Annotated in this window: 17 protein-coding genes; 14 read left to right on the top strand and 3 right to left on the bottom strand. The window is 65.5% G+C overall.

The annotated features are described in order from the left end of the window. Positions 1–12 precede the first annotated feature (12 nt). Positions 13–1578, top strand: a complete 1566-nt coding sequence (locus XF30_RS36700; protein WP_244609082.1) for an ABC transporter substrate-binding protein — start codon at positions 13–15, stop codon at positions 1576–1578. Positions 1579–1624: 46 nt separating this feature from the next. Here XF30_RS36700 and XF30_RS38800 read toward each other — a convergent pair whose 3' ends face one another. The 3 genes from XF30_RS38800 to XF30_RS36690 are packed head-to-tail and all read right to left on the bottom strand — an operon-like array spanning position 1625 to position 3969. Further along, the gene (locus tag XF30_RS38800) at positions 1625–1831 is read right to left on the bottom strand and encodes a hypothetical protein (protein WP_192893363.1); all 207 of its coding nucleotides are present in this window, start codon (positions 1829–1831) and stop codon (positions 1625–1627) included. A gap of 52 nt (positions 1832–1883) precedes the next feature. Beyond that, a complete protein-coding gene (locus tag XF30_RS36695; protein ID WP_109145419.1) occupies positions 1884–2549 on the bottom strand; it encodes a GntR family transcriptional regulator in 666 nt (221 codons plus the stop codon). Between the two features lie 7 nt (positions 2550–2556). After that, complete coding sequence (locus XF30_RS36690) at positions 2557–3969, bottom strand: FAD-binding oxidoreductase (RefSeq protein ID WP_109145418.1); 1413 nt, start codon at positions 3967–3969, stop codon at positions 2557–2559. 165 nt (positions 3970–4134) lie between these two features. Between XF30_RS36690 and XF30_RS36685 the strand changes: the two genes are divergently transcribed. The 13 genes from XF30_RS36685 to XF30_RS36625 all read left to right on the top strand — a co-directional run bounded on the left by XF30_RS36685 (position 4135) and on the right by XF30_RS36625 (position 22063). Then, complete coding sequence (locus XF30_RS36685) at positions 4135–5019, top strand: dihydrodipicolinate synthase family protein (protein ID WP_192893362.1); 885 nt, start codon at positions 4135–4137, stop codon at positions 5017–5019. A 193-nt stretch (positions 5020–5212) separates the two neighbouring features. After that, positions 5213–7546: a TonB-dependent siderophore receptor gene (locus XF30_RS36680; protein WP_192893361.1), complete on the top strand. Its 2334-nt coding sequence runs from the start codon at positions 5213–5215 to the stop codon at positions 7544–7546. 2 nt (positions 7547–7548) lie between these two features. Continuing rightward, complete coding sequence (locus tag XF30_RS36675) at positions 7549–8745, top strand: PepSY-associated TM helix domain-containing protein (protein ID WP_109145416.1); 1197 nt, start codon at positions 7549–7551, stop codon at positions 8743–8745. 76 nt (positions 8746–8821) lie between these two features. Then, on the top strand, positions 8822–10054 hold the full coding sequence (locus XF30_RS36670; RefSeq protein ID WP_192893360.1) for a rhodanese-like domain-containing protein: 1233 nt from the start codon (positions 8822–8824) through the stop codon (positions 10052–10054). Between the two features lie 125 nt (positions 10055–10179). Further along, positions 10180–11424 carry a phosphoglycerate dehydrogenase gene (serA, locus tag XF30_RS36665; protein WP_109145415.1) on the top strand — a complete coding sequence of 415 codons (1245 nt, stop codon included), beginning with the start codon at positions 10180–10182 and terminating at the stop codon, positions 11422–11424. A gap of 108 nt (positions 11425–11532) precedes the next feature. Beyond that, positions 11533–12552, top strand: coding sequence for a patatin-like phospholipase family protein (locus XF30_RS36660; RefSeq protein ID WP_036026863.1), 1020 nt, complete (start codon positions 11533–11535; stop codon positions 12550–12552). Between the two features lie 3 nt (positions 12553–12555). Next, positions 12556–14010, top strand: a complete 1455-nt coding sequence (locus XF30_RS36655; protein WP_109145414.1) for a GntP family permease — start codon at positions 12556–12558, stop codon at positions 14008–14010. A 92-nt stretch (positions 14011–14102) separates the two neighbouring features. Further along, complete coding sequence (locus tag XF30_RS36650) at positions 14103–15764, top strand: tannase/feruloyl esterase family alpha/beta hydrolase (protein ID WP_192893359.1); 1662 nt, start codon at positions 14103–14105, stop codon at positions 15762–15764. A 49-nt stretch (positions 15765–15813) separates the two neighbouring features. Next, positions 15814–16263, top strand: a complete 450-nt coding sequence (locus XF30_RS36645; protein ID WP_109145412.1) for a MarR family winged helix-turn-helix transcriptional regulator — start codon at positions 15814–15816, stop codon at positions 16261–16263. Positions 16264–16277: 14 nt separating this feature from the next. Further along, positions 16278–17048: an enoyl-CoA hydratase gene (locus XF30_RS36640; protein ID WP_109145411.1), complete on the top strand. Its 771-nt coding sequence runs from the start codon at positions 16278–16280 to the stop codon at positions 17046–17048. Between the two features lie 111 nt (positions 17049–17159). Then, positions 17160–19241, top strand: coding sequence for a methyl-accepting chemotaxis protein (locus XF30_RS36635; protein ID WP_109145410.1), 2082 nt, complete (start codon positions 17160–17162; stop codon positions 19239–19241). Between the two features lie 127 nt (positions 19242–19368). After that, on the top strand, positions 19369–20307 hold the full coding sequence (locus XF30_RS36630; RefSeq protein WP_036026912.1) for a dihydrodipicolinate synthase family protein: 939 nt from the start codon (positions 19369–19371) through the stop codon (positions 20305–20307). Positions 20308–20662: 355 nt separating this feature from the next. Beyond that, entirely contained in the window at positions 20663–22063 is a 1401-nt protein-coding gene (locus XF30_RS36625) for a selenium-binding protein SBP56-related protein (RefSeq protein ID WP_109145409.1), read from the top strand. Positions 22064–22141: the final 78 nt, after the last annotated feature.

The following is a 22141-nucleotide window of genomic DNA, read 5'->3' as shown; positions in this document are numbered from 1 at the left end:
GAGGAGTATCAAATGAGATCGCCGAACGGAATATTTGCGGTCATGATGGCGGCAGGCTGGCTGGGTGCAATATCGCCTGCCGTTGCGGAGACGGTGCTCAAGATCCGCCCCTTCGGCGATCTCAAGCAGATCGATCCCGTGATCACGTCCGACTATATGGTTCGTAACCACGGCTATATGGTGTACGACACGCTGTTCTCACTGGACGAGAAGCTCGTCGCGCAGCCGCAGATGCTGGAGTCCTTTGCGGTCGGCAGCGATCAACTCACCTACACCTTCACGCTGCGCGGCGGCCTGACCTTCAGCAACGGCCAGCCGGTCACCGCGGAGGATGCGGTCGTATCGCTGAAGCGCTGGTGGCAGCGCGATGGCCTTGGCCAACAGCTTGCCTCCGTCAGCGACAGCCTGACGGTCAAGGACGAAAAATCCTTCGAACTGAAGCTCAAGCGCCCGTGGGGGCTGGTGATCGAGGCGCTCTCCAAGCCGAGCTCCAATGTGCCCTTCATCATGCCGAAGGGGATCGCTGCGACGCCGGCGGACACCGCCATCACGGATGCGACCGGCTCGGGTCCCTTCATCATGAAGAAGGACGAGTGGGTTCCGGGCTCCAAGGTCGTTTACGTCAAGAGCCCGTCCTACAAGTCGCGCGCGGAGCCGGCGAGCGGGCTTGCCGGCGGCAAGCTCGCCAAGGTCGACCGGGTCGAATGGCATTACATCCCGGATGCGCAGACCGCGCTCAATGCACTGCAGGCCGGCGAGATCGACATTTTCGAGGAGGTGCCGCCGGACTTCCTGCCGACGCTTGCCGGCAATCCCGACATCAAGACGATGCCGCAGGACACGCTCGGCATGCAGATGGTGTTCCGCATGAACATTTCGGTCCCGCCGTTGAACAATCCAAAGGTCCGGCAGGCGATCAGCTACATGATCGACCAGGACAAGTTCGCGCGAGCCTATGTCAGCGACCCCAAGCTCTACAAGAGCTGCCCGAGCTTCTACATGTGCTCGTCACCCTATTTCACGGCCGCCGGCTGGACCAAGCCCGATATCGAAAAGGCCAAGAAGCTGATTGCCGAGAGCGGTTATGACGGTACGCCGGTCGTGGTGCTGCATGCGACCGAAAGCGGGCCCACGAATACGTTCAGCCTCGTTGCCGAGCAGTTGATGCGTCAGATCGGCCTCAAGGTCGAACCTCAGGCGATGGACTGGGGCACGCTGGTTGGACGGCGCGCGTCCAAGGAAACCGTCGACAAGGGCGGCTGGTCACTGTTCATGTCGGGACCGACGGGCGCCGACATGTTCGAGCCGGTCGGCCACCTTGGGCTGCGCGCAAACTGCGACAAGGCCTGGTTCGGCTGGCCTTGCGACGAGCAGATCGAAAAGCTGCGCAACGAATTCGCGTTGGCGACAGATCCCGAGCAGAAAAAGAAGATCGCAGCCGACCTCCAGCTCCGCGCCGTCGACTATGTGCCGTATTGGCCGGCTGCACAGCTCTATCTGGTGCGGGCGGTACGCAGCAACGTTGACGGCCTCGTAAAGGGAGCGGTCCCGGTCTACTGGAACATCACCAAGAAGTAGTGCGATCCGGCACGGCGCCGGAGGAACCAATCGCTCCCAGCAACATTCAGATTGAGGGTTCGACGCGGGCCCGGGTTGCGCGCGCCTCCATCGTTTCGGCGTCCGTGACGTCGCCTCTGGCGATGGGGGAATCGTGGGTACGGTCATAGAGAACTTGCTGATGCGGAAGCAGAAGCTGGTGGAACAGCTCGAACAGGCGCCATCGGTGGAGGATCGCGACCGAATCGAGCACCAGCTCGAGCAGATCAACCACCGCGCTGGATTTTCTGGACAGGCCGGGATCGAAGGAGGAGCGGTAGACGCGCTCAATCCACCTTCAGCGCCGTGGCATAGACCATTCCCGAATTCGTGATGTGCGTCGTCATCAGGCCTTCGAAGGCGGCGAACTCGCCGCGCGCGAACAGATCGAGCAGCTTGCGGTGCTCGTCGAAGGACGTGCGGGTGCGCACGTCGATCGGCGAGGTCAGATTGGTGCGCAGCGCGGCGACGCGGCCGGAGACGAGCTGATAGGATTCGGCGAGATAGCGGTTGCCGCAATGGGCGAACAGCGCCTCGTGAAAAGCGGTGTCGGCGCGGCCATAGGCGATGTTGTCCTTTGCCGCGACGGCCGGCTCCATCGCCGCGATCGCCGCGCTCATGGACGCAATCGCGCCGTCGCGGTCATTGCCGAAGGCGAGCTCGGCGGCCTTGGGCTCGAGCGCAATGCGGAAGGTGCAGAGCGCATGGATGTCGTCCGCACTCGGCGTGAAGACGAAGCTACCGACCTGGGGGCGGATCACCACGAGTCCCTGCGCCTGCAGCTGGCCCATGGCTTCGCGCACCGGCGTGCGGCTGACGCCGAAGGAATTGGCCACCATCTCCTCGGAGATGGCAGCGCCTAACGCGAACTCGCCGTCGATGATGGCCTGGCGCAGCCGCAGCATCACCCGCTGCGACAGCGATTTCGGCGTATCGAGCTTGAGAGATCGCATCGTGCGTTCAGATCACCTTGCCGGGATTGAGCAGGTGATCGGGGTCGAGCGCCGCCTTGAGCGTGCGCATCAGCGCGATCTCGGCCTCGCCCCTCGCATGGCCCAGCCATTGCTTCTTCAAGGTGCCGATGCCGTGCTCGGCGGAGACGCTGCCGCCGAGCTCGCGGACCAGGCCGTAGATGATCGCGTCCATCTCCTCCTTCGGCTGCTGCGCGACGGAAAGGCCGGTGACCCAGGCGACGAGATGCAGATTGCCGTCGCCGATATGGCCGTAATAGACACTCTCGCAACCCTTGATGCCTGAAGTGAGCGCGGCCTTGCAGCGTGTGACGAACTCGTCCATCCGTGCCACCGCAAGGCCGATGTCGTAGGAGATGTGCGGCCCCAGCACCTGGCCGAACTCGGCGCAGATGTCGCGCACGCGCCAGAAGCTCTGCGTCTGCGCCAGCGATTGCGCCACCGCGGCATCCGCCAGCAGCCCGCGCTCCATCAGCTCCTCGAGCCAGTTCTGGAAGCGCGGCGCATCGATGCTCTCGTCGGTGCCCTGCGCTTCCACCAGCACGTAGAGACCGTGGCCTGGGGCGACCGGCGGCTTCACGCCGGCGCGATTCGTGATCGCGTCCCAATAATCCGGCCACATCACCTCGAAGGCGGACAGCAGCGGGCCGAGCCCTGAGCGCGCGGCGTCGAGCAGCTCGATCACCGCGGCATAATCCTTCAGCGCGCACAGCGCGGCCATGGTCGAGCGCGGCTTCGGGAACAGTTTTAGCACCACGCGGGTGATGATGCCGAGGGTGCCTTCCGAGCCGATGAACAGATGCTTCAGGTCATAGCCTGCATTGTTCTTCATCAGCTTGTTGAGGCTGGTGATGATGGTGCCGTCCGGCAGCACCACTTCAAGACCAAGCACCAGCTCGCGCGTCATGCCGTAACGGATCACGCGGTTGCCGCCGGCGTTGGTCGAGAGATTGCCGCCGATCGCGCAGGAGCCGCGCGAGCCGAGATCGAGCGGAAAGAAGAAGCCGGCTTCGTCGGCCGCCCTCTGGATCGTCTCCAGCGGCGTGCCGGCTTTCACCGTCATCGTCATCGAGGCGCGATCGATCTCCTCGATGCCGGTCATGCGCTCCAGCGAGATCGCGACCCAGCCCGCTTCCGGCGAAGCGCCGCGGCACAGTCCGGTCAGTCCGCCCTGCGGCACGAACGGCAGCTGCGCCTGCCGGCAAGTCGTAATCGCGTCGGCAACGCCCTGCGCATCGACGGGGCGGATCACCGCGCGCGGCGTCTGCGGCAGGCTCGCGCTCCAGTCGTTGCAATTGCGCGCCGGCACATCTGTGCCAACAAGCACTGCCAGCGCGCCGAGCCTGTCGCGCAACGCGCCGAGCAATTGGTCGGGGCGTCCGATGGGGGTCACCATGTCCATGCGAGACCTCCTCAAGATCTGGCCGCGCACATGGCGCGGAGGATTTGCATGAACGTTGTATGTAAGGTACAAGAGTAAAAGTAAAGTGAAAACAAGGTCTCGGCAAGCGCGAAAGATCGTTGGAGATCAGCGGCTTGGCCGGGTGCGGCAGCAAAGGGTGGTGTGATGGCCGAGGCAATTTGCGGGTTCTGGGTGGCGTCGGCGACGCCGCTGGCGACGGACGGCAGTGTCGACGCCGCCAAGCTCGCCTCTCACGCCAAGCACCTCTTCGGCAAGGGCGTCGACGGCGTCGTGCTGTTCGGCACCACCGGCGAGGGGACCTCATTCAACGCCGCCGAACGGATTGCGACGATCGAAGCGATGCTCAAGGCCGGGGTCGCGGCGGAGCGCATCGGAATCGGCGGCGGCTTTCCGGCCATCACCGACAGCATTGCGCTGACGCGCGCCGTGCTCGGCCTCGGCCTGCGCGACGTGTTGCTGCTGCCGCCCTATTTCGATCGGAGTGTCACGCATGAAGGCATCGAGGACGCCTTTGCCGCCATCATCGACGGTGTTGCCGACGATCGCCTGCGCGCCTCGCTCTACCACATTCCGCAAGTCTCGGGCGTTGCGATCCCGACGACAGTCGCCGCAAGCCTGCGCAAGCGCTACGGCCAAGTGGTTGCCGGTCTGAAGGACTCCAGCGGCGACTTCAAGCAGTTCCAGGCATTCCGTGCCGCCGCGCCCGAGCTCGCCATCACCGTCGGCAACGAACCCGACATCGCCCGCGCGATCGCTGCGGGCGGCGCCGGCACCATCTGCGGCATGGCCAACATTGCGCCGGAGCTGGTCAAGGCGATGGTTGACGGCAAGAACGTCGAAGCGCGCATGCAGGCGGCGGTCGACGTCGTGCTGAAGACGCCCTCCCTTGTCGCAACGCTGAAGGCGATCCTTGCGGCGCAGACCGGCGATGCAGGTTGGTTGCGCGTGCGTCCGCCGCTCTGCGCTTTGTCGGACGGCAGTGCGTTCAAGCGGAAGCTCGACGAGTTGATCGCTCCCGCCATCGCGTGATCCGTGAAATATCGGGCCACGATTTCTCGTGCAGCGTGTCATGCGCGGTGCACCGGCAATTCATGATTGCTGTTCAGCATCCGCCTCCTCTTAGAACAATTCAACACTAGAGCGATTCAAGCTCGGCTACGGTTCTCCTCGATCTCGGCGGCTGTTACAGGCGCACACTTCAATGCTCCTGACTTGAAGTGGAATGAAAGTGCGTGCCTTCGTGGATGGCCAACGTGACAACGGCCATCGAACCCGTGCCGGCAAGAGCAGTGCAGGTCTTCTCATGGGAGCAGCGGTGCTGCTCATCGAATATCCCTCCATCACGACGAGCGCACAGGCGCAATCGGCTCTGCCGCCGGTGACGGTGGAGGCGCCGGCGCCACGACCGAAGCCGGCACGTGCATCGGAGCAGTCGTCACGCCGCGCGCAAACGGCGGCGCGCCGCCAGCCCAGCCGCAATCCCGCACCCGCGGCGCCGACGCTGTCCGAGCGCGCCGCTGCCGTAGCCGCCGCACAGCAAGCCGCAAAGCTCGGCTACCGCGCGATGCCGAGCGCGACCACGCTGCGCAGCGGCGCCTCGCCGCTCGACACCTCGCAGGCCGTCAACGTCGTGCCCGCGCAGGTGCTGAAGGACCAGCTCCCGCGCAACATCGACGACGCGCTGAGCAACGTCTCCGGCGTCACCCAGACCAACACGCTCGCCGGCAGCCAGGACGCGGTGATCCGCCGTGGCTTCGGCGACAACCGCGACGGCTCGATCATGCGCAACGGCATGCCGCTGGTGCAGGGCCGCAGTCTCAATCCTGCGGTCGAAAGCGTCGAGGTGCTGAAAGGTCCGGCTTCGCTGCTCTACGGCATCATGGATCCCGGCGGCATCGTCAACACCATCAGCAAGCGGCCTGAGCTCTATCAGCACGGCTCGGTCACGCTGCTCGGCTCGGCCTTCAGTGCCTCCAAGACCGGTGCCGACGGCCTGCTCGACGTCACCGGTCCGATCGGCGACCAGGGGCTCGCCTATCGTTTCATCGGCTACGGCGTCAGCGAGGATTATTGGCGGAATTTCGGTCGCCACCGTGAGATGCTGGTTGCGCCCTCGCTCGCGTGGTACGGCCAGGACACCACGGTGCAGCTGAACTACGAGCACCGCGAGTTCATCTATCCGTTCGACCGCGGCACCGCGTTCAATCCGGTGACGAAGGCGCCGCTGGCCGTGCCCGCTACGCGCCGGCTGGATGAGCCTTTCAACAACACCTGGGGCACGTCCGATCTGATCCAGGCTTCGGTCGAGCACCGCTTCAACCAGGATTGGAAGCTCTACGCAGGCTACAGCTACAACACCGAAACCTTCAGCGCCAACCAGCTCCGCATCACCGGCATCAATTTCACGACCGGCGTCGAGACGCGCAGCAACGACGGCACGGGAAGCTCGCTAAGCAATGTCAGCTATGGGACATCCTATGTCTCGGGCGGCTTCTGGCTCGGCGACATGCGCAACGAGGTGCTATTCGGCGGCGACGGTCAGTATCGCACGATCTATCGCGACGTCTTGATCCGGCAGACAACTCCCGCCTTCAACGTCTACGATCCTGTCTATGGGCTGATCGGGCCTGGAACCAGGGTGTCGAACCCCGACAGCGCCCAGACCGACAAGCTTGGCCAGTGGTCGCTGTTCTTCCAGGACACGCTGCATCTGACCGAGCGGTTCGCACTGGTCGGTGGTGTGCGCTATATGGACTACGATCAGATCGCCGGACGCGGAAAGCCGTTCAACACCAACACAAACGTGTCGCAAGACAAGGTGCTCCCGCTTGGCGGCGCGATTTTCAAGCTGACCGATCAGATCTCGCTTTATGCGAGCTACACCGAATCGCTGAAGCCGAATTCGACGATTGCGCCGATCGGCGTGGTGATCGACTCCAGGGTCGCGCCCGAGGAGGGTGTGTCGTACGAGACCGGCGTGAAGTTCGACATCAACCAGCGCATCTCCGGAACCGTCGCATTCTACGACCTCGACAAGAAGAATGTGCAAACGACGAAGACGAACAGCGCGGGCGTGGTGGAGCTTCACACCGTCGGCCGCGCTCATTCGCGCGGCCTCGAAATCGACGTCACCGGCAGGCTCACCGACGATTGGGCGTTGATTGGGAGCTATGGCTATACCGACGCCCGCGTGACGGCCTCCGAGGATCTGACGTTGCTCGGCAAGAAGCTGCAAAACGTCGCCTTGAACACCGCTTCGCTCTATCTGGTCCACGACTTCGGCACCGCATTGCCCGGCCAGTTCCGTCTCGGCGGCGGGGCGCGCTATGTCGGCGATCGTCCCGGCGATTCGATCAACAGCTTCTTCCTGCCGTCCTATGTCGTCGCAGACCTCTTTGCGACTTACGAGACGAAACACGAGCAGTTTCCGGTGGTGTACCAGGTGAACGTCAAGAACCTGTTCGACACGGTCTACTATCCCTCAGCCGTGAATAATTTAAACGTCGCTATCGGCGACGCGCGCCGGGTGTCTCTCTCGGCGACGGTGAAGTTCTAGCCATGGCCACGCGGCCCGGGCACATGATCAAAACTGTCCTGCTCCAGGTCCATTCCATCGCAGGCCTGGTGCTCGCGCTGCTGCTAGCCTTGATCGCGCTGACCGGCGCGATCATGAGTTTCGAGGACGAGATCGTCGATCATCTCAACGCCGGCATCATGCACGTCGTGCCGCGCGAGATGCCGGCGCTGATGCCGGACGAACTGGTCGCGCGGCTGGGGGCGGGGCAAAATTTCGGTCAGGTCTCGGCCGTCATGTTGTCGAGCGATCCGACTGCGGCCGTGCGGGTCCGCTTCGCGCGCGACGAGCAGGGCGAGCGGCGGAATTCGCTCTATGTCGACCCCTATGATGCGCGCGTGCTGGGTGCGCCGCGCGGCGAGGCGTTCTTCGCGACGGTTCGGAAGCTGCATCGCTGGCTGCTGATCCCTGGCGATGCCAAGGGCTGGGGCCGCCAGATCACCGGTGTGGCCGCACTCGGCCTGATCGTCATGCTGGTCTCGGGCCTCGTGCTGCGCTGGCCCCGCCGCGTGCGCAGCGTGAAGATGTGGCTCAAGCCCAATCTCGGTCTCAGCGGACGCGGGCTGCATCGCTCGCTGCATGCGGTGATCGGCACCTGGGTTCTTCCGGTCTATCTGGTGATGACGCTCACGGGCCTGTGGTACTCGTTCGACTGGTACAAGGACGGCGTCGTCTGGCTGCTGTCGCGTCCAGAAGTCTCTGCCGCGAAGATGCAGCCAAGAATGTCCGCGAAGGCGCCGCGTGCGGCGGCTCGTTCCGAGCCGGCCCAGCCGATCGGGTTCGACCCGGCATGGACGACGTTCCGGCGTGAGGAGGGCGACCGCTTCGCCAGGGCTTTGCTGACGCTGCCGCCCAGCCCCGGCACGGTGATACGAATCCGGTCGTGGGGGAAGGATTCGACGCTCGACACCACGCGCGATGAATTCCGCATCGATGCCGTCACCGGTCAGGTCGCCTCCACGGAACGTTACGCCGACAAGACGTTCGGCGAGAAGATCATCGCCAACATGCTCGATATCCATCGCGGCGCGGTCCTGGGCTGGCCCGGCAAGCTCGCCTTCATGATTGCCGCGGCACTGATGCCGCTGTTCTCGGTCACCGGCATTTTGCTCTATCTGTCGCGCCGCAAGCTGCGGCGCCCGGCGCAGCCGCCGCTTGGGCGGCTCGTTCCGGGCGAGTGAGTTGCAGCCGAAGAGGCTAGCCAACACCTCGACAATCGTTCAAAAGCCCGTGGCACGTCCTTGTCAGGTTTTCGCCATGAAGCTTCCGACCGTCACCCCCGCCGATATCCGCCGCGCCCTGCTCCTGCGCGAAGAGATCGCGCTGCTCGATCTCAGATACGAGGCTGCCTTTGCCACCGGCCATCCGCTGTTCGCCGCCAACATGGCCGCCGACCGGATCGCGATCGAGGCCGAGGTGCGGCTGCCGCGCAAGGACGTTGCGATCGTGCTTTATGATGACGGCGAGGGGCTGGTTGCGACCGGCGCCGAGCGTCTGGCTGCACTCGGCTATAGCAATGTCAGCGCACTCGAGGGCGGGCTGAAGGCGTGGCGCGATGCGGGCTTCGAGATTTTCGAGGACGTCAATTCCTATTCCAAGGCTTTCGGCGAGTTGGTCGAGTCGCGTCGCCACACGCCCTCGCTGAGTGCCGATGAGGTGGCAAAGCTGATCGCCGACAAGGCCAACATCGCCATCCTTGACGTCCGCCGCTTCGACGAATACGCGACCATGAACATCCCGGGCTCGGTCAGCGTGCCCGGCGCGGAGCTGGTGCTGCGGGCAGGCCAGGCCGCGCCCGATCCTGAAACCACCATCATCGTCAATTGCGCCGGCCGCACCCGCTCTATCATCGGCACGCAATCGCTGATCAATGCCGGCGTGCCCAACAAGGTGCGGGCGCTGCGCAACGGCACCATCGGCTGGACCCTGGCGCGGCACGGGCTCAATCACGGCGCCGACAGGCGCGGCGCGATCGGCCCGTTCGAGGGCGGTCCAGCCAATGCCCGCGACGTCGCCTATCGCGCCGGTGTTCGCCATATCGGAGCGAACGAGATGGCTGCGCTGGTCGCAGAGACCGATCGCACGCTGTATCGCTTCGACGTGCGCGATGCCGAGGACTATGCGGCCGGCCATCTCCCCGGCTTCCGCCATTATCCCGGCGGCCAGCTCGTGCAGGAAACCGACATGGCCGCGCCCGTGCGCGGCGCGCGCATCGTCCTGACCGATGACAGATGCGTCCGCGCCGACATGACGGCGTCCTGGCTGGCGCAGATGGGTTGGGAAGTCTATGTGCTCGAGGGCGGCTATGATTGCGCGCTGGAAATCGGTCCACCGCAGGTCTTGCCGAAGCCCAACCCGGCCCATCGCTATCGCCGGCCCTATGAAGGCACCGATGTGGCCGAATCCGCGATGCAGGCCTATCTCGATTGGGAATACGGCCTCGTCGAGCAGCTCCGCCGCGACGGCACGCACGGGTTCTATGTGATTTGACCGAGCTCTGGGATGCCAAGCGCATCCTCAGCTCCGGCCGTCTTCTCCCCGTATCCGTGCCCTATTGTGCTGCGCACCGCCCGCGGTCTATGTGCTCAGGCAAAGCTGCCATCTACGGAGTTGCCATGTCCGCCCCAGGCCAAAGCCCTGAGCGAAGCGCCAAGGCGCTGCTGCTCGAAGGCGTCAATGATAGCGCTGTCGACCTGTTCGCGAGCGCCGGCTTCACCAATGTCGAACGGCTGACCAAGGCGCTGGACGGCGCGGATCTGCGGCACGCGCTCGAGGGCGTGTCGCTGCTCGGCATCCGTTCGCGCACGCAGATCACGGATGAGGTTCTGGCGGCGGCCGGCCAGCTTCTCGCGGTCGGCTGCTTCAGCGTCGGCACCAACCAGGTCGATCTTTCGGCGGCGCGCAAGCGCGGTATTCCCGTCTTCAACGCCCCGTTCTCCAACACGCGCAGCGTCGCCGAGCTCGTCATCGGCGAGATCGTGATGCTGCTGCGGCGGATCTTTCCGCGCTCGGTGTCGGCCCATGCCGGGGGCTGGGACAAATCGGCGGCGGGCAGCCGCGAGGTGCGCGGCCGCACGCTCGGCATCGTCGGCTACGGCAATATCGGCTCGCAGCTTTCGACGTTGGCCGAAGCCATGGGCATGCGCGTGATCTATTTCGACCGCACCGACAAGCTTCGCCACGGCAACACCGAGCCGGTCGAGAAGCTGGAAGATCTGCTGGCGCAGAGCGATGTGGTCAGCCTGCACGTGCCGGAGACGCCGGAGACCGCGGGCATGATCGGCGAGAGGGAGCTGCGGGCGATGAAGCCGGGCTCGTTTCTGATCAACAATAGCCGCGGCACCGTGGTCGATCTCGATGCGCTGGCGCGTGCCTTGCGCGACGGTCATCTCGCCGGTGCGGCCGTCGACGTCTTTCCCGTCGAGCCTTCGTCGAATGCCGATCGTTTCAATAGTCCCATTCAGGGCATCGAGAACGTCATCCTCACCCCCCATATCGGTGGGTCGACTGAGGAGGCGCAGGAGCGCATCGGCGGCGAGGTCGCGCGAAAACTGGTCGACTATTTCATTACCGGCTCGACCATGGGCGCGGTCAACTTCCCGGAGGTGCAGCTGCATCTTCGTCCCTCCGGTGCACGCTTCAGCCATGTCCATCGCAACGTGCCCGGCATGTTGCGGCGGCTGAACGAGGTCTTCCTTCAGCGCGACATCAACATCGCCGCGCAATATCTGCAGACCGCCGGCGACCTCGGCTACGTCGTGCTCGACGCCGATCTCGGCGGTCAGGATTCCGGCGAGCTGCTGCGGCAGATCCGCGGCCTCGAGGGAACGGTCGGGGCGCGGCTGGTATTCGAGCACTAAACCGCCCACGTTCCGGTTGCATCTTGCGGCCGGTGCTCCCACACTGCGGTCGAATTCGACGTGTTCCAGTCACGTCGGATTTGAGCTTCAGTTGCGTGAGTGTCCGCCATGGAACGGGACGCCGTACTGATTGATCTCGCGCTGCAGGGCGGCGGTTCGCATGGCGCCTTCTCCTGGGGTGTGCTCGACCGTCTTCTGGAAGAGAAATGGCTGGAGATCGCCGCGATCTCCGGAACCTCCGCAGGCGCGATGAATGCGGCGGTCCTGGCGGACGGGTGGACGGCCGGCGGCGCCGAGGGGGCGCGTGAGGCGCTCGACCGATACTGGCGTCGTATCTCGAAGGCCGCGGCCTTCAGCCCGCTACAGCGCTCTCCGCTCGACCGCTTGATGGGGCGCTGGACCCTCGATACGTCGCCGTTCTACATCCTCACCGATTTGATGTCGCGTGTGCTCTCGCCCTACGACCTCAATCCTACCGGTTACAATCCGCTGCGCGCGGTGCTGGCCGAGAGCATCGATTTCGAACGGCTCGTGCGCTCGCCGATCCAGCTATTCATCACCGCGACCCGGGTACGCACCGGGCGCGGACGTATCTTCCGCAACGCGGAGATCACGGCCGACGTGCTGCTGGCATCGGCCTGTCTTCCAACCATGTTCCGCGCGATCGAGATCGACGGCGAGCCCTATTGGGACGGCGGCTATGCTGGCAACCCGACCATCACGCCGCTGGTCCGCGAAAGCGACGCGCATGACACCATTCTCGTCCAGATCAATCCGACCGAGCGGCCGGAGCAACCGCGGACGGCTGCGGAGATTCTCAACCGTCTCAACGAAATCTCCTTCAACTCGCCGCTGATGAAGGAGCTGCGCATGATCGCGCTGCTGCGCCAGGCGGCCGATCCGGGCAGCGGCGAGGGCGCGCGCTGGGCGAAGATGCGCACGCACCGGATCAAGAGCGACATGCTGGCGAAGTTCGGGGCCTCCTCGAAGCTCAACGCGGAGTGGGAGTTCGTCTCGATGCTGCGCGCCGAGGGACGCATGGCCGCGGACAACTTCCTCGCCGAGCACGGCGCGGAGATCGGTCGCCGCTCGACCGCCGATCTCGATGTCCTGCTGTCGGAGTGCTGAGGCATGGGTCTCCTCGGCCTCCTCGTCGGACTCGGTCTGCTCGTCCTATTCGCCTTCCGCGGTTGGAGCGTCCTGCTGCTCGCGCCGTTCGCCGCACTCATTGCTGCGTTGTTCGGCGGTGAGCCGCTGCTCGCGAACCTGACCCAGGTGTTCATGGTGAACGCGGCGGGATTTCTGGCGCAGTTCTTTCCGATCTTTCTGCTTGGTGCCGTCTTCGGCAAGTTGATGGACGACAGTGGCGCGGTGACGTCGGTCGCCGGCTTCATGGCGGAGCGCCTCGGCGAACGCCGCGTGATCCTGGCGGTCGTGCTCGCCGGCGCGCTGGTCACCTATGGTGGTGTCAGCCTGTTCGTTGCGTTCTTCGTCATCGTTCCAATGGCCCGCTCGCTGTTTCGTGCCGCTTCGATTCCGCGTCGTCTGATCCCGGCCGCGATCGTGCTGGGAACGTCGACCTTCACCATGTCGGCCCTACCTGGCACGCCGTCGATCCAGAATGCGATTCCGATGCCGTTCTTCGGCACGACGCCGTTTGCCGCGCCGGGCCTCGGCATCGTCGGCTCGCTCATCATGCTCGGCGCGGGATTGTGGTGGCTGCATCGCGCCGAAGCTGCGGCGCGCCGCGCCGGTGAAGGCTATGGCGACGACGCCGAGGGCGCGATCGAGCAGGCCGCTGCTGACGAGCTCGTGCGCGAGCGCGCGACGACTGCCCGCGAGTTCGATCCGGCGGAGCTACAGCACGGTCATCGCAGCGAGCGGCCGTCGCCCGTGCTGAACGCCATGGCGCCGCTCGTCGTTGTCGTGACCGTCAACCTGGTGATGTCGCTGGTGGTGCTGCCGCGGCTCGATGTCAGCTGTCTCGCCGAGCCGCGCTTTGGCGACACGACGCTTGCGGCGGTCGCAGGCGTGTGGTCGGTCGCGGTGGCGCTGGCTGCCGCCATCGTCACGACCATCGCGCTGAACTGGGCGCGCCTGCCGGTGCTGCGCCGGACCATGGACGCCGGGGCCAATGCGTCGGTCCTGCCTGCGTTCAGCGTCGCCAGCCTCGTCGGCTTCGGCGCCGTCGTGGCCTCGCTGCCGGCGTTCACGATCGTGCGCGACTGGGTGCTGGCGATCGAAGGGGGACCGCTGGTCTCGCTCGCCGTCGCGACCAACATCCTGGCCGCGCTGACCGGGTCGGCGTCGGGCGGCCTGACCATCGCCCTCGATGCTCTCGGCCCGACCTATGTCGAACTTGCCGCGCGCCACGGCATCGACCTTGCGCTGATGCATCGCGTGGCGGTGATCGGCGCGGGAACGCTGGACATCCTGCCGCATAACGGTGCGGTGGTCAGCCTGCTCGCGATCTGCGGCCTGACCCATCGCGACAGCTATTTCGATATCGTCATGGTCGGTATCGTGACCTCGCTCCTGGCGCTGCTGGCGGTGATCGCCCTGGGCACTGCGCTGGGCTCGTTCTGACGGAAAGCCGGCGTCAGCGATTGACGGACGGGCGAAGGTTGCATTGAATGCGGCCAAGTGCCGAACGCAACAGGACAAGCCGGGTGGAAACGATGAAGCGCAACAGAGCGAAGCTGTGTGCATGGCTGGTGGGCACTGCGGCCGCAATGAGCGCGAGTGGTGCCTCAGCGGCAACGCTGGCCGAAGACGCCGAGACCGTCTGCAAAGGCCTCGTCGGCGGCGCTGACGCCGTCAAGATCAATTCCGCGACCCTGCAGGCGCCGTCGCAATTGGCCGTGGCCGAGCGCGGGCCGACGCCGTCAGCACGCATCACGCCGGCCAATCCGCGCTTCTGCAAGGTGCTCGGCCATATCGATCCCACCGATCCCAAGGCGCCCCCGATCAAATTCCAGGTCAACCTCCCCGTCGAATGGAACGGGCGCTCGCTGCAATATGGCGGCGGCGGCTTCAACGGTGTGCTGATCACGGGCCTTGCCCTGCCGCCGGCCTATCCCTTCGACAGGCCCTCGCCGCTGGCGCGCGGCTTCGTCACCTACGGCACCGACTCTGGCCACGAGACCAAGCAGGGCGAGCCGCCGCAGGTCTTTGCGCTGAACGACGAAGCGTTCGAGAATTTCGCCCATCGGGCGTACAAGAAGGTGCGCGACGCCGCGGTCGGGCTGATGCAGCGCGCCTACGGCAGGAAGCCGGAGAAGCTGTACTTCATGGGCTCGTCGGAGGGCGGCCGCGAAGGCCTCACCATGGCGCAGCGCTATCCCGACGATTTCGACGGCATCTTCGCCCGTGTGCCCGTGATCAACTGGGTCGGGCTGCAGCATGCCGGCACGCGCTCGGGTCTCGTCACCATGGGCGAGGGCTGGATCAACCCGGCGCAGGTCAAGCTCGTAGGCGAGGCCGTGCGCGCGGCTTGCGACAAGGCCGACGGCTCCGACGATGCGCTGGTGCAGGATCCCGTCGGCTGCAAGGCGGCGTTCAAGGTCGAGACGCTGCGCTGCGCGGCCGGGCAGAGCGGCGACCAGTGTCTCACCGATGCACAGATCAAGGCGGTGAACACGCTGCACGCCACCTACAAATTCCCCTTCGCGCTCGCCAATGGTCTCGACGATTATCCGGGCTGGGGCGTCTCCGGCGAGGACATCCCCGCGGTCGGGCCGACCGGCGGCTGGGTCTCCTGGTGGCTCGGCACCGCGCCGCCGGCGCAGCCGCCCGCGCCGAACAACGGCATCGCCTGGATCTACGGCGCCGGCGGCATCCAATATGTCTTCGCGCGCGATCCGAAGCTCGACGTCACCACCTACAAGGTGGAAGAGCACAAGGCGCGGCTGCTCGAGGTCTCCAGCCTGATGGATTCCACCGATCCCGATCTCAGTCGGTTCCGGGCGCGGGGCGGCCGGCTGATCGTGCTCGAGCACATGGCCGACTACGCCCAGAGCCCCTATGCCGGCATCCGCTACTTCGAGAGCGTCGAGCGCAAGATGGGCAAGGCCGAGACTGCGGAGTTCGCGCGCCTCTACACCGCGCCCGGCGTCGACCATGTCGGCTCCGGCGCGCCCGCCAATGTCGACATGCTGAGCGTTCTGGTCGACTGGGTCGAGAATGGCAAAGCGCCCGGCGACTTAGAGGTCAGGGAGCAGAAGGTCGAGGCGCCGTCGTTTGCCGCGACGCGCGCGCTGCCGCTGTGCCGCTGGCCGGCCTGGCCGCACTACAAGAGCGGCCCGGTGACGGAAGCGGCGAGCTTCACCTGCGCACCATAACCAAGAGGGCCCGTTTGACAACGCGCCTGCGTTTCACTATCTATTTCGCATGCGAAATAACGGCGCCGGCGCGCAGCACCATCGGCTGATCTACTTGCTGAGTGTCGCCCAGCGCCGGCTGCAGCGCTGGATGGCGGCGCGGCCCGAGAGCGCGGTGACGCCGGCGCAGGCGGGGCTACTGTTCATCCTTGGCAAGCAGGATGGCGTCCTGATGGGCGAGGCTGGGGCGGCGCTCGACATGGGACCGGCCGGCATTTCGGGTCTCGTCGACCGGACGGTGGCTGCGAAGCTGGTCGAGCGGCGGGCCGATCGCGAGGACGGCCGCGCCTTTCGCATCTGGCTGACGCCGAAGGGGCGCACCGCGCTGGCGCAGGCCAAGACCAGCGCGGCGGAGGTCAATGCGGCGCTGACGGAAGGTTTCACGGCCGCGGAAATCGACATCGTCGCACGCTGGCTGACGAGCATTCAGGACAAGTTTCCAAGACGTTCAGACGAATAACACGGAGCAGACCAATGACCGAGCAGGTCCGGATCGAGAATAGCGGCGGAATCCTCACCCTCACGCTGGCACGTCCCGACAAGAAGAACGCGCTGACGGATGCGATGTACGGCAAGCTCGCCGACGCGATCGAATCCGCCGAGTTCGACCCGTCCGCCCGCGTGATTCTGATCCGCGGCGAGGGCGACATGTTCACCGCCGGCAACGACGTCGGCGAGTTTGCGGCGGTCGCGGCCGGCAAGTCCGAAGGCAGCCGCAACGTGGTGCGTTTTATCCAGTCGCTGGCGCGTTGCACCCGGCCGCTGGTCGCGGCCGTGCAGGGCCGTGCCGTCGGCGTCGGCACCACGATGCTGCTGCATTGCGACCTCGTCGTGCTCGCCGACAACGCGCAATTGTCGACGCCGTTCGTCAGCCTCGCGCTGGTGCCTGAAGCCGCCTCCAGCCTGTTGATGCCGGCGCGCATCGGCTATGCCCGCGCCTACGAGATGTTCGCGCTTGGCGAAACCGTGCCGGCCAGGTTGGCGCTGGAATGGGGACTCGCCAACCGTGTGGTGCCGCTCGATAGGCTCGATGCCGAAGCGCTTGGGCTGGCGCAGCGTCTCGCCCGCCAGCCGGCCGGGGCCCTCATCGCGACCAAGCGGCTGATGCGCAACGGCGAGGCGCTGGTCGCGCAGATGCAGGCCGAAGGCGAGCAGTTCGCGCAGCGCCTGCGCACCGCCGAGGCGCGCGAGGCGTTCACGGCGTTTGCAGAGCGCCGCCCGCCGGATTTTACCAGAATAGGATAGTATTCCGAATCCCTGCAGGTTGGATCGCTTCGATTCAACTCAAACCTTAACGAAACATTGGCACGTGGCGGTGCAAGGTGGGCCTCTCCTGAGAGTTAGGTCCCTCGACCCATGTCCATTTTTAAGAATTCGGTAAGCACGCTCCTCCTGGTCCTGATGACGCTGCTGGCGGCCGGCGCGCTGACGAGCACGGCCATCCAGATGGGCGGGGCGTTCGGCCGCTACAGCGACAGTCTGGAGACCGAACGGCTCGCGAATGCCGACAAGTCGATCTTCCATGGCGTGGTTGCCCTGCGCAGCAATCGTGGTGATGCCCAGAGCGCCCTGCTCGGCGAGGACGATCCGCGCGCTAAGCTCGGTGTTGCGGAGAAGGCGGAGCAAGCCGGCTTCGATGCCATTAGGGCCGCGCTGTCCACCGTCGAGTTCGCCCGCCGCGACGAGCTCGCCAGCACGCTGAAGCAGCGCTGGAGCGAGGCCGCGCCAAAATTCCAGTTGTTCTACGACGAGGCCAAGCTGCCGCGCGCCGAGCGCAAGCTGGAGCGTACCGCGCCCTGGTACGATGCGGTCACCAAGGTGATCGAGACCGCCAATCTCGCGTCCACCGCGGTGTCGAACCGTGCCTGGATGAACGATCCTTACATCGCCCGCATGATCCAGGCCCGCCGTCTCGCCTGGCAGGTGCGCGACCGCTACGGCATCCAGTGCTCGACCCTGCGGCCGAACGTCAACGCCAGCAAGCCGCTCGACGACGCCCAGAAGCAGACAGTGGCCGGATGGAACGGCGTCGTCACCGCCGGCTGGACCGGCATGGAGGAGCTGCTGGCTGCGCCTGACGCGCCGGCCGACCTCGTCAACACGGCCAAGGAGGCGAGGGCCAAGACCGACGGCGCCCTCAAGCAGATCAGCGAGATCACCAAGGGCTTCGACGGCAGCGGCCGTCCCGCGATGCCCGCCGCGGAATGGAACGCGTTGTGCCAAGCTCCGTTCGCATCCATCGTCGCGGTCGCGAGCAAGGCGCTCGACCTGTCGATCGCGCACGCGGAGGCGGTTCAGGCGAAAGCGCTGACCAATCTCATCGTGCAATCCTTTGCGTTCCTGCTCGCGCTGGCCGTGACCCTGGCCGGTGTGTTCGTGGTGCGCAACCGCCTCATGCGGCCGGTGCGCACGATCCTCGACGCCATCGCCCGCATCAGCGCGCGCGACTATGCGACGCCGGTGCCGCAGTCGCGGCATCCCGACGAGTTCGGCACCATGGCGGCTGCGCTCGAAAGTCTGCGCGAGAGCGCGGCGACTGCGGAACGCCTCGGCCAGGAACGCGAATCGCAGCAGGCGCTGCAGCTCGCCCGCTCCGGCACCGTCGATGCCGCCTGCCGCACCTTCGACGACACGGTGCAGGCGGTGATCCAGAGCGTTGCGGCCTCGACGCGGGAGCTCGACGCTACCGCAAGCGGCGTGCGCTCGCTGGTCACGGAATCGAGCAGCCAGACCGCGGCGGTGTCCTCGGCAGCCGAGCAGGCCACCAATAATCTCGAGACCATCGCCGCCGCGACCGAGGAGCTCTCCGCATCCGTGGGCGAGATCTCCGCGCAGGTGCAGTCGAGCGCCCGCGAGGCCCGCGAGGCCGTGGCCCAGGCCGAGCAGACCAATGCGACGGTCGAGATCCTCGATCAGACGGCGAGCCGCATCGGCGAGGTCGTGAAGATGATCAACGCGATCGCGGCCCAGACCAATCTGCTGGCATTGAACGCCACCATCGAAGCCGCGCGCGCCGGCGAGGCCGGCCGCGGCTTCGCGGTGGTTGCAGGCGAGGTCAAGAGCCTTGCGGCGCAGACCGCGACGGCGACGGAAGAGATCTCGCGCCAGGTCGAGGAGATCCAGGGCGCGACCGGCCAGGCGGTCGCCGCGATCCGGTTGATCGGCGGCGCCATCGGCGGCATCGACGAGAAGATGACGGCGATTGCCGCCGCGGTCGAACAGCAGCGCGCGGCCACGACGGAGATCTCGCGCAACTTCCAGCAGGCGGCCCAGGGCACCCGCGAGGTCACCGATACCATCGGCAGCGTCGCCAGGCTCAACCAGGAGACCGGCAATGCCGGCACGGTGCTGTCGGAGTCCGTCAAGAAGATGTCGGCGGATGCCGATCGTCTTCGCGTCGCGGTCGAGGGTTTCCTGGGCGCCGTGAAGAGCGCCTGATTTTCGTACTCTTTCCATCGGACGTCGCGCGGGCATTGCCGCAGCTCGGCACTGCGGGTACATCTGTGCCGCCTCGCTCCCACGGGCGCGGCGGCAGACGCAAGACACATCAGGGATGGAGAGTTCGATGCCGGTCACCCCACACAAGGCCCAACGCCCCTATCGCGGCGTGTTCCCGGTCGCGCCCACCATCTTCGACGAGCGCGGCGAGCTCGACCTCGAGGGTCAGCGCCGCTGCATCGATTTCATGATCGATGCCGGCTCGCACGGCATTTGCATCCTCGCCAATTTCTCCGAGCAGTTCGTGCTCACCGATGCCGAGCGCGACACGGTGATGCATGCGGTGCTGGACCATGTGGCCGGCCGGGTTCCCGTGATCGTCACCACCACCCATTTCAGCTCGGCCGTATGCGCCGCGCGCAGCAAGCAGGCGGAGGCGGCCGGCGCCGCCATGGTGATGGTGATGCCGCCCTATCACGGCGCGACCTTCCGCGTCCCCGAGAAAGGCATCGTCGAATTCTTCAAGGTGCTCTCCGGCGCGATCAACATCCCGATCATGATCCAGGACGCGCCGGTTGCCGGCACGCCGCTGTCGGTCGAGTTGCTCGCGCGGCTGTCGCGCGAGTTTTCCAACATCCGCTATTTCAAGATCGAGGTGCCGGGCGCGGCCTCGAAGCTCCGCAGCCTGATCGAGGCGGGCGGCAAGGACATCGAGGGCCCCTGGGACGGCGAGGAGGCGATCACGCTGCTCGCCGATCTCGACGCCGGCGCCACCGGCGCCATGACCGGCGGCGGCTATCCCGACGGCATCCGCCAGATCATCGATCCCTATTTCGCGGGCGATCGCGAAAAGGCGAAGGCCGCCTACGAGCGCTGGCTGCCGCTGATCAACTACGAGAACCGCCAATGCGGCCTGATCGCCTGCAAGGTGATGATGCAGGCCGGCGGCGTGATCAAGTCGGAGGCGGTGCGCCATCCGCTGCAGCCGCTGCATCCGGCGACGCGCGCCGGGCTATTGGAGCTCGCCAAGGAGCGCGACGCGTTGGCGCTCAGGTGGGGGAAGTAATTCTCTCCCCGTCATTGCGTGAAGCTGTCGTAGGGTGGGCAAAGCGAAGCGTGCCCGCCAACTTGCGCGCCCGCGGGAAGAGCGGTGGGCACGGCGCTTTGCGCCTTTGCCCACCCTACGAAGGCTGCGAGGAGCGACTTGTGCGCCCTCGCTCGAAATGAACGAGGGATGCCCATTTCGCCTGAAGGCGTCGAATTAGCGCGTTCCGGGCCGTTCCCCATAGCCCCGCGATGGCATAATGTACGCGCGCCAACCGGCGCCTTGCGGAGATTCCCAGGACATCGCGCAACAGCTCTTCTTTTGCCACTATCCCGAGCCAGGTTGGTGCAAACCGACAGAACAGGGAGGCAGTGCCATGACGATGAGGCCGGATCCTACCTTTCACGCATCGCCCAAGCTTGCGATGGAAGCGCCTGCGGAGAATTTTGCTTACACCTTGCTGCTCAGTCCGGATTTCTCAAAGCCGGATGCTCTCGCGGTCATCGACGTCAAGCCGGGATCGCCGACCTATAGCCAGATCGTCCATACCGTAGCGATGCCCAACAAGGGTGATGAGTTTCATCATTTCGGCTGGAATGCTTGCTCCTCCGCCCTGTCGCCGCTCGCCGGACACGCCTTCATCGAGCGGCGCTATCTCATTATCCCCGGGCTGCGCTCGTCGCGGATCTACGTGATCGATACCAAGCCCGATCCGACGAAGGCCAAGATCCACAAGATCATCGAGCCTGAGGAGGTCTTCAAGAAGACCGGCTACTCGCGGCCGCACACGATCCATTGCGGGCCGGACGGCATTTACGTGAGCACGCTGGGCGGCGGCGGCAAGGACGGCACCAATGGACCTCCGGGCGTCTTCATCATGGATTGCGAGACGTTCGAAGTTCTTGGACGATGGGAGATCGACCGTGGCCCGCAGACGCTGCATTATGATTTCTGGTGGAATCTGCCGCGCGATTACATGGTGACGAGCGAATGGGCGTTACCGCCGCAGTTCGAGAACGGGATCGTCCCGGAAGATCTGCTTGCGAACAAATATGGCCATCGCCTCCACTTCTGGGACCTTCGCGCCCGTCGCAACGTCCAGACCATCGACCTCGGCGCCAATCATCAGATGGCGCTGGAGGTGCGCCCCGCGCACGATCCGGTTCGCGAGTATGGTTTCGTCGGTGTCGTGGTCGACACCACCAACCTCGAAGCATCGATCTGGACCTGGTGGCGCCAGGACGGAAAATTCCATGCCGAGAAGACGGCGACGATCCCTCCCGAACCCGCTCCCAAGGAGAAGCTGCCGCCGCTGCTGCAGGGATTTGGCGCCGTGCCGCCGCTGGTGACGGACATCGACCTGTCGATGGACGACCGGTTTCTCTATGTCTCGTGCTGGGGCACGGGTGAGATGCGCCAGTACGACGTCAGCGATCCCAGAAAGCCGAAGCTTGCGGGCTCAGTCCACATCGGCGGCATCGCGCGCCGCACGCCCCATCCGAACGGCAAGCCCTTTGCGGCGGGTCCGCAGATGGTCGAGATCAGCCGCGACGGCCGGCGCGTGTACTGGACCAATTCGCTTTATTCCACCTGGGACGACCAGTTCTATCCCGACGGGGTTCCGGGCGTGGAAGTCATGGCCAATGTCGGTCGCAACGGCGGCCTCGAGCTCGACAAGGACTATTTCGTGAGCTTCCCCGACGGATATCGTGCGCACCAGATCAGGCTCGAGGGCGGCGACTGTTCGACGGACTCATTTTGCTACCCGTCGGTCTAGATGGCACGCAGGCGAGCCCGGCCCTTGGCTGGCTGTGGCTCGCGCTTGTTGCGAGCGGTCTCTACCACGGGGTCAATC

The sequence above is a fragment of the Bradyrhizobium sp. SUTN9-2 genome (assembly GCF_003122645.1).
In the GTDB taxonomy this organism is placed as follows: Bacteria; Pseudomonadota; Alphaproteobacteria; order Rhizobiales; family Xanthobacteraceae; genus Bradyrhizobium; species Bradyrhizobium yuanmingense.
The sequence above is the reverse complement of the archived record's forward strand: the minus strand, read 5'-3'. Positions and strand labels throughout refer to the sequence as shown.